This is a genomic window from Nioella ostreopsis (assembly GCF_004000255.1).
Taxonomy (GTDB): Bacteria; Pseudomonadota; Alphaproteobacteria; order Rhodobacterales; family Rhodobacteraceae; genus Nioella; species Nioella ostreopsis.
In genome coordinates this window covers 1-348 of record NZ_RCIQ01000096.1, presented here as the reverse complement: position 1 = coordinate 348, position 348 = coordinate 1, and the positions used below count along the sequence as shown (strand labels likewise).

Below are 348 nucleotides of genomic sequence, written 5' to 3'. Positions count from 1 at the left end.
CAGGTGCCCGCCTTTATCCGGGCGCGGCTCGCGGGGACAGTCGCGGCCTGACGCGTCCGCTTTTTCTCTGGACAGGCGCCGATGGGCTCGTCATCCTTCGGGTGTTTTTTCGTGTGGAGTGGGGCATTTGACAGAAACCGATTTGAGGATTGGCCTCCCGGCGGACATGATCGCCGAGCTTCGCAAAAAAGTCAGGTTTGACAGCGACGCGGATATCGCCCGCTTCGTTGGCGATGCGGTGCGGGTCTATGCGGAGCTCGGGGGCCTGGCCGCGCGCGGTGGAACGCTGATCTGGCGGGCTGCGGATGGGGCCGAGCGGCGGATCCTGTTGCCGGGCATGCGGGCTGA

At 65.5% G+C, this 348-nt stretch carries 1 protein-coding gene; it reads left to right on the top strand.

Annotation, left to right across the window (positions count from 1 at the left end; translation table 11 throughout):
* Positions 1 to 166: 166 nt before the first annotated feature.
* On the top strand, positions 167 to 348 hold a 182-nt coding region (locus tag EP237_RS22955), incomplete at its 3' end, for a hypothetical protein (RefSeq protein WP_164744824.1).